This window comes from Clostridium paraputrificum (genome assembly GCF_900447045.1).
GTDB lineage: Bacteria > Bacillota > Clostridia > Clostridiales > Clostridiaceae > Clostridium > Clostridium paraputrificum.
Genome location: NZ_UAWH01000018.1, coordinates 211,466 through 220,567 on the forward strand (window position 1 = coordinate 211,466; position 9,102 = coordinate 220,567).

At 28.1% G+C, this 9,102-nt stretch carries 6 protein-coding genes; 5 read left to right on the top strand and 1 reads right to left on the bottom strand.

Annotation, left to right across the window (positions count from 1 at the left end; all coding sequences use genetic code 11):
• Nucleotides 1-118: 118 nt before the first annotated feature.
• Complete coding sequence (locus DR024_RS16825; RefSeq protein WP_055253923.1) at nt 119-3,013, top strand: cellulose binding domain-containing protein; 2,895 nt, start codon at nt 119-121, stop codon at nt 3,011-3,013.
• Nucleotides 3,014-3,445: 432 nt separating this feature from the next.
• Here DR024_RS16825 and DR024_RS16830 read toward each other — a convergent pair whose 3' ends face one another.
• Nucleotides 3,446-3,946: an HD domain-containing protein gene (locus DR024_RS16830; protein ID WP_055183836.1), complete on the bottom strand. Its 501-nt coding sequence runs from the start codon at nt 3,944-3,946 to the stop codon at nt 3,446-3,448.
• 142 nt (nt 3,947-4,088) lie between these two features.
• Here DR024_RS16830 and DR024_RS16835 point away from each other — a divergent pair, with 142 nt between their 5' ends.
• The 4 genes from DR024_RS16835 (at nt 4,089) to DR024_RS16850 (ending at nt 8,695) form a co-directional block, all read left to right on the top strand.
• Nucleotides 4,089-4,667 carry an HD domain-containing protein gene (locus DR024_RS16835; protein WP_055183835.1) on the top strand — a complete coding sequence of 193 codons (579 nt, stop codon included), beginning with the start codon at nt 4,089-4,091 and terminating at the stop codon, nt 4,665-4,667.
• A gap of 265 nt (nt 4,668-4,932) precedes the next feature.
• Nucleotides 4,933-7,056 carry an ATP-binding protein gene (locus DR024_RS16840; protein ID WP_051195917.1) on the top strand — a complete coding sequence of 708 codons (2,124 nt, stop codon included), beginning with the start codon at nt 4,933-4,935 and terminating at the stop codon, nt 7,054-7,056.
• 27 nt (nt 7,057-7,083) lie between these two features.
• Nucleotides 7,084-7,446: a hypothetical protein gene (locus DR024_RS16845; RefSeq protein WP_027097771.1), complete on the top strand. Its 363-nt coding sequence runs from the start codon at nt 7,084-7,086 to the stop codon at nt 7,444-7,446.
• A gap of 157 nt (nt 7,447-7,603) precedes the next feature.
• The gene (locus tag DR024_RS16850) at nt 7,604-8,695 is read left to right on the top strand and encodes a DUF871 domain-containing protein (RefSeq protein WP_111919365.1); all 1,092 of its coding nucleotides are present in this window, start codon (nt 7,604-7,606) and stop codon (nt 8,693-8,695) included.
• The last annotated feature ends 407 nt before the right edge of the window (nt 8,696-9,102 follow it).

Sequence of the window (9,102 nt, forward strand, 5' to 3'; positions counted from 1 at the left end):
AATTTTCTGAAAATAACTTGAATATGAACAGAGTAGTTTTTAAAATATAAATTGTATACAGTATTTACCAAAGTGTCTGGTAAATAAAAATACTAAAGGTATAAAGGGGGAATATGCTATGCATATTAAAAAAAGAATTAAAAGGATGGCAGCCTTTGTAGTATTCTTAGGAATACTATTTACACTAATGCCATGTAAACTAACTAGTGCTTCTGCTTCGGGAGTACCTGGAAAACCAACATTGTCATCTGATCAGTATGGAGTTGATTATGATGGTGACTATAACATTACAATGAACATGTATTATGGGAATAATGCAACAAGCTATAAGCTTTATGAGAGGTATGGAATTAATGGAGAGTATAAGGTTATCTCAGAAGGTGAGTTAACAGATGGTACACCTGCAGTTCAATCAAAGGTTATAGAGGTAAGAGGTAGACAAAATATAGGTATTTACAGTTACTATGCAGAGTTTATAAATAGTTATGGAAGTGCTTGTAGTGATGTACTTGAGGTAAGAGTAGGAAAAGATGGGGATGCTAAGATTATTATAGATAAAGTTGATAATGAAGGCATTCAATATCAAACTACAATTGCTCAATGTAAAGAAAGTTATAAGATAACTAACAGAAAAAATACTTCATCAAAATTTAGTGTTATTTCAAGTAATACTTCTGTTGTAAAAGCTTCAATTAAAGATGGTAATACTTTAGTAGTTGAAGGAGTATCAGCAGGAAGATCAGGAATTAAAATTGTAGATGAATCTACTGGTGATATAAGACAAATTGGTTTTAGAGTAAAGAATTCTGATGGATCTTTACCTGGTATGCCAGATTATTTATCAATTGGACAAGTATCAGAGGATACTGATAATGATTTGAACTTTTGGAAAGATACAAGTAATAATGATACTAATAAACGTTGCGACATAAGATATATTTATGTTAATGGAGGACCATTTGGTGGATGGAGAAGTTGGACAACAGAAGATGGAGATAGAGTAAAAAGCTACATTCGTGAAAGTTTAAAGCTTGGTATGATACCATTCTTTGTTTATTACAATATACCAGATAGTGGTGAAAGCTATGAATTAGATTTAAAGCATATAAATGACAAAGCATATATGGAAGGATATTATAAAGATTTGAAATTCTTTTTAGATATTTGTAATGAGTATGCAGGTGACGAGACTGTTGGGATGATTTTTGAACCAGACTTTTTAGGTTATATGATGCAACAGAATAAGAAAGATCCATCAACAATAAGTGCACTAGTAGATACAGCATACACTTCAGGAGTCCTTGAAAAAGGAAAAGATCCGACATTTGAAAATTCAGTTAAGGGATTAGTAGAATCTATAAACTATACAGTAAGAAAAGAGTATAAGAATTCATATTTTGGATGGCAATTTAATATTTGGTCTTATGATAGTACAGAAATACCTAATCAAGGACTACTTCATAAAACAGAGTTTATTGGCTGGGATAATGGTAGACAGTTTATAAAACAAGTTGCTCAAGAAACTGCAGATTACTATAAATCAGCTGGAATTACTTCATATGATGCTGACTTTATATCTATTGATAAATATGGACTAGATGGTGCATATGAAGACAACGCAGCAACAAATCCTGAAGGGTCAAAATGGTTGTGGAATGCAGATATATGGAATAACTATTTGCTATATACCAAAACTTTGCATGAAGTCACAGAAAAACCAGTTATTCTATGGCAAATTCCAGTAGGGCACTTAAATAGTAGTGAAGAGCCTAACCCATATAATGGAGGCAAATTTGATGATTTAACCAACGCTGTAGGAAACTATGAAGACTCTGCACCAACTTATTTCTTTGGAGATACTTTTAATGCTAGTTCTGATGCAAGAAAAGAATATTTTAGTAAAAACCTTGCTAATGATTCAAAAATAAAGGTAGAAGGAAATAAAATTACTTGGGGAGGGCATATGGAAGAGACAAAGGATGCTGGTGTTGTATCAATCTTATTTGGTGCTGGCGTTAATGCAAGTACTGATGCAGTGGGATCACCAGCCCCAGATAATTATTGGTGGATTACAAAAGCACAAAGATATTTAAAAAATCCTTTAAGTCTTGATATTACAATAAATCCACCAGCACCTTCTGATGAAAAGCCATTAAGTCCTGAAATATCTTCATCATCATTGGAGAGTAATGGCAATTATACTTTAAATATTAAAATTCCATCAAACTCTAAAGCTAAAGAGTACAAGCTATATGAAAATGGTAAGGTTATAAAGAATGGCTCTGTTGCTACTTCTGAAACAACAGTAAGACATGAAATATTAAATAAACCAACTGGAACTTATATGTATCAGGTTGAACTTATTAATGGAAGTGCATCTAGTACAAGTCAAATTATAACAGTAAAAGTAAGTAATAATGTGGTTCCACCTATAGATGTTCCACTAAAAGCTACATTAACAGTTGATAAAAGTTCTAATGATGGTAATTATAACTTAGCTATTTCTATACCCGAAAAGTCTAATGCTATTTCCTACAATTTGTATGAAGATGACAAAATTATAAAAACAGGAGATGTTTCAATTCTTCCACAAGTAATTAATGTTAATTTTACTAATAAGATTAAGGGCACATATGTTTATAGAGTGGATTTAATTAATAAAGATGCTACAACTAAGAGTGATACTATAACTGTAAGTTGTAATCCTACAGTAGTTGAAAATGGAATAAAGGTTGAATATGCTACAACAGCTGACTGGGGAACAGGTGCAAACTTCCAAATTACTATATTTAATAATACAGACATGGATTTAGTAAATTGGACTTTATGCTTTGATTTTGATAAAAAAATAAATTCACTTCCAGATGTTAATTTCACACAGAATGGAAGTACTTATACTATAACACCAAAATCATGGAATAATGTTATACCTAAGGGTGGAAAGCTTGTTTTGTTTGGTGGATGTGAAGGTAACGTAAATAACTTAAATATATATAATGTAAAAGTAAATTAGGAAAAGAGCTTATACTAAAGTGTGATTTAGTATAAGCTCTTTTTATTATTTAACAATATTTTTTGATAACCTTAATAAGAGCAATTTTACCAAGTGATTTTTAAGTGAGAAATCTTGAAGTTGTTGATATTACAGTGATAGGAGGTGAAAGAAGAAAAACTATACCTAATGTTCATTTACCTGGTAAAAAAATGTGAATCTTGAATTAATAAGTGATTAGGGGGATAATAGATTTATTGAATGGCTTATTTCCAATGGATTAACATTAACATGAGATGTATTTAAATAAGGTAAATTATATTTGAAAATATAAAGATATATAGAATAAGATAGCATGTCCTTATCTATCATAAAAGAAAAACCTAGAAAGCTGGTTTTTTCTTTGTGAAGCAATATAACCAATAAATTAGTTAAAGAGAGCAAGCTGCATATTTAAGATATCAATTTAGTTTTAAGAAAATTATGTAATAAATCTTTGCCAGTTCTAGTTTTTATAATTTCTTTCATTCTATCCAAACCAATCTCATAATATCCTTCTTCAAAAACATTAATCATAAGATCAGCCTCAACTAAAATTTGAAAATCCATTCTATCAATTTTTTCATAGCTATGATGCATTTTTATTAAATATAGTATTCTATGAATTGCTTTTTCTTCATACCCAGCATTTTTTAAGAACTCACGAGCTAATAGGGGAGCTTCTTTTCTTTGAAGTTCTTGGCTTGCATCTCCATATTTTTCTTTGCAAATTTTTATCCCTATATCATGTAATATAGCTGAGGCATGTAGTACTAGTTTTTCTTTTTCTGAAAGACCTTCACAGTCTGCAATGGTTTTTGCTAGAGCATAGACTTTTAAAATGTGATTGCTTCTACGGTTATGACCTTCTTCAAAATTAAGTGCTGAAAGCATAAGTTTAGATTCTTTGTTCATATGTCTTCTCCTATTTATAAAATGAATTTAATTGGATTAATTATAATACAATGATGGATAATATTCAACAAATAGTAAATTATTGTATTATAAAATTTAAATGCTAAAATTATATATATACAAAGTTTTAGGAGGGAAAGTAATGAACACAATTTCTAGAGAAGAAGGATTAAATTTATTAAAGAAATATAATAAGGAACCTTTTCATATATTACATGGATTAACTGTTGAAGGGGTAATGAGATACTTTGCAAAAGAACTAGGATATGGGGAAGAGGAAGACTTTTGGGCAATGGCAGGACTTTTGCATGATATAGATTTTGAGATGTATCCAGATGAACATTGTATTAAAGCCCCTGAACTATTAAAGAATGAAGGGGGAAGTGATGAGTTAATACATGCTGTATGTAGTCATGGCTATGGAATTACAGTTGATATAAAGCCTGAGCATCAAATGGAAAAAGTTCTTTTTGCAACTGATGAATTAACAGGGCTAATTGGTGCAACAGCAAGAATGAGGCCATCAAAGAGTGTTATGGATATGGAAGTATCAAGCTTAAAGAAGAAATTTAAGGATAAGAAATTTGCGGCTGGTTGTTCAAGGGATGTTATAAGACAAGGTGCTGAAATGTTGGGATGGGACTTAGAGAAGCTTATGGAAATGACAATTATTGCTATGAGATCTTGTGAAGGAAGAGTTAATGAAGAAATTACAGTGTAGTATGAAAGAAAGAGAATTAATTGGATGATGAATGTATACAAAAGGTGTTAGAACTTGAAAATTTAAAATAGTAAAAAGGACTATGTAATTAAATATTCATAGTCCTTTTTTGTGTAATTATTGCTTTCGTATATATTAATTAAGAAGTATAGGAAGGTAGAAATATGAATATTTTTAAAATTATATATATAAAATATTACAAAAATGTTGATAAATGTAAGGCTAAAGTTATAATATATTATATAGTTGATTTAGGAGGCATAATATGCTTAATAGTTTTGTTAATAAGAGTTATGTTACTTCAACAGAGATTGAGGAATTATTAAAGAGTTCTATTGATAAATATGATGAGTGCATATGGATTAAAAATATAAATGGTAAATATCTTTATGTTAATAATAGTTTTTGTGATGTTATAGGACTAGAAAAAGAGTATTTACTAGAAAATAATTGCAAAGAAATATTTGATAGAAGATGTTATAAGATTGATATGGAAAATGACAGAGGGGTAATTAAAAATAAGAAATATAGTATTATAAATGAGTATCTGTGTATAAATGGCAAAGAGTGTTTGCTGCATGTTCACAAGATTCCTATAATTGATAATGATGATAAATGCTTATCATTAATTGCAATAGCAAAACAGTTAGATAGTAATAAGCTTACTGATGAGAAATATTTGGATTATGGCGACTTTACAGCTATTATTACAGAAAATAGAGAGAAGATTAACTTAAATAACTATAATGATGTATTAAGTTATATAGAAGAAGTTAATGATAATGAATCTGTTTTTGGTGTTAGTGTATGGATACTTAAAGATAAGTCAAAACTTAATAAGATGGTGGGGGTTGGTGTATTAGATAAATTTTTATATGATTATGAAGTAAACTTATCTAGGCAGGATATTCATTATTTAAAGAGTGTTAATTCAGATTTGTTACTACCTAAATACAGGGAAATTATAGCGGACTTTTACAGAAAAAATAAACTTGATAAAATTTATGATAAGCTATTTAAGGATACAGACAAATTAGTTATTCCTATACTAGCAGACAACAATTTATTAGGAATCATAAATTTATTTTGTAATATGGAAACTTATACAAAGAAAACTGAAAAGTATTTAAAAAGTGTAGCTAGTAGAATTGCCTATAGAATTCAAAATATAAAGTTATCAAAAGTAATAGCAGAACAGTTTTCTAAAAAAGTGAAAATAGAAAATGATCTAAATATTTTTTTGAAACTTTCAACTGACTTATGTATTATATTAGATTTAAAAGGAAATATAAAGAAAGTTAGTTCTAATGCAATAGAACTTTTAGGGTGGTCAAAAGAAGAACTATCTAAGATGACAATTGATAATATTACGGAGTTAACAGAGCGAAGTATAAATTTAAATGAAATTTATATGAATCATAGTCATAAATGCTATGGAGGTATATTTAAGCTTAGATGTAAAAATGGATTTTTAAAAGTTATGGAATGGTATTATTATCATGAATCAGCTACTGATCAGATATACATAATTGGAAGAGAGATAAGCTTTGTTTTTAGATTAGAGGAGGAACTAAAAGATATTGAAAATAAACTGAAGGAGGAGGTTTATAAATCAAAATTTATATCTAATATTTCTCATGAATTTAGAACTCCAATTAACATAATACTTTCAACGATACAGCTCTTAGAATTATATGAAGGAGATAATAAAAATAGTCAAAGATATAGATATCTTTCTACTGTTAAAAATAATGGATATAGATTATTACGCCTTATAAATAATTTAATTGATTTAAATAATATTAAAAGTAAAAAAATTAAGCTTAATAAAGAAATTATAAATATTGTTTCATTTATAGAAGACATAGTTGATTCTATAGTTGATTATGTTGCTAGGATGAAGAGAAGAATTATATTTGATACTGATGAAGAGGAAGTTTTTTTATCTATAGATATTAAAAGAATAGAAAAAGTAATTTTAAACCTTATTTCAAATGCTATTAAGTTTACTGATGAGAATGGAAATATAGAGGTTTATATAGAAACAGATTGGGAAGAAAGTAAAGTATATATATATGTAAAAGATGATGGTATAGGTATTTCAGAGAAAAATATAAAGAAAATTTTTAAAATATTTAAACAAGTAGATAATACATTTTCAAGAAGAGTAGAGGGAAGTGGAATAGGACTTTCTTTAATAAAAGCATTTGTTGAAATGCATGGTGGAGAAATATTATTAGAAAGTAAATTAGGGGTTGGGTCTAAGTTTGGCTTTTACTTACCTATAGATAGAATTGGGCCAAAAGAAATAGTATATAATATAGAAAAAAATTGGGATTCATCATTTAAAAGTGCTGAGATTGAGTTTTCTGATATATATGAAATTTAGTTTATAAAAAAGATAAGAGGTGTAATTGTGAAGGGATGGGTAAATTTAAACTTAAATGAGATAAAGTTTGCATGTAATAGTAAATATAGCAAAGTTAACTTTAGTTGTATGTCATTTTATGAGCAGATTCGGTTTATTTTACAAATGTTAAAATATTATGGGTTTAGCAGTTTTTCAGTAGAAGATGTAAATACAATGTACCAATTGATAAATGTAAATTCTATTGAAAATACTAATGAGGTAGGAGATATACTAACTAAGCTTAATACCGATGATATTGAGACAAAACTATATGAAGATATATTGTTATATGGATATAAGAGAGAATATATTGAAGATAGTAATATATATTTTGGTAGAAGGTTAAATTATAAAGAAAGAAATGACTAGAGTATTAAGGCGATAAAGAAAAAGTTTAATTTATAGAAAGGTGCAAAAGTAAATCTTGCATCTTATTTTTATGAAAAAGTATATTAATATTGATAAACACAGAAAATTTGTATAACATGTAATTGTAAACATAAATATTAGTATTAGGAGGGGGATTATGGGAATAGGAATAAGTATTTATCCACTATTAAGTTCAAAAGAGGATAACATAAATTACATAAAAAAAGCTTATGATTTAGGTTATTCAAGAATTTTTACATCAATGCTTGAGGTGGATTCTGAAAAGGAAAAGGCACTTAAACAAATAGAGTGTTATAGAGAAATAATGAATTATGCTAAAAACTTAGGAATGAGAGTGTTTATAGATATAAATCCTCAGGTTCTTAAGAATATTGGAGTAGATCCAACTGACTTGAAGTTTTTCCTTGACTTGGGTGTTACAGGAATAAGGTTAGATGGAATATTTAATGGAATTCATGAAATGATGATGACATATAATGAGTATAATTTAGATATAGAAATAAATGGTTCCTTAAATACATCCTATGCAAATAATATAGTTGATTTTGGATGCAAGAAAGAGAAGCTAGTTGTATGCCATAATTTCTATCCTGAAGAGTATACAGGTCTTTCTTTAGAGTTTTTTAATAGCTGTATGGAGAGACATAAATCATTAGGATTAAAGACTGCAGCTTTTGTAAATGGAACTAAGGGGGGCAAGATGGGACCTTGGCCTACTAATGATGGTCTTCCAACATTAGAAAAACACAGATATAAAGATATAGTAGCTCAAGCAGATGAATTATTTGCCTTAGGTGTTGATGATGTAATAATAGGAAATGCTTTTGCTACCAATGAAGAGTTAGAAGCTTTGGCAAATCTAGATAAAGATATAATTAATCTTAAGTTTAAAGCATCAAAGAAATTAACAGAAGTGGAAAAAAGTTTCTTTAATAAGGTTCTTAATGATAGACATGAAAGTAGTGAGCAAATAATAAGATATTCAATGGGAAGAGTAGAGTTTAAGAATACATCTATTCCAAGTGATAATACTGGAAACAAGGTGGTTAAAAGAGGTACTGTTCTTATAAATAATGATGAATATCTAAATTATAAAGGTGAATTAATAATTGCAAGAGAAGAATTAAAAATAGATAATAGAAGAAGTGTAATAGGTTCTATTGAAGAGGATTATTTAGATTTATTAGATTACATTAAGTATGGCAAAAAGTTCATTATTGAAGATTAAAATAAAAGGACTAACGATAGTTAGTTCCTCTTTTATTATGGATAAATATATTAAAATATATGTAATAATAATGGAAGAGAGATATAAAATTACCAAACATAAATCGGTAAAAAGGTTAATATAATGTAAACAAAGCGCAGAAATGATTCATAAAATGTTAAAAAATATATACTAAGAGAATAAATATGGATATCTATATAAATGTATATATATGCTAAAATATGAAATATAAAATCTTTTAAAATAAATAAGGAGAAGTATTATGAGCGGGGGATATGAGGGCATATACAAATTAATTTCTATTGATGAAGAAAATGCTTTGTATGCATATTCAGGAGATAATTTTAGCTTTCCGGCTGAGGAAAAGTTAGCTGACTCATTAGATGGTAGACTGCAAATTAGTTTAT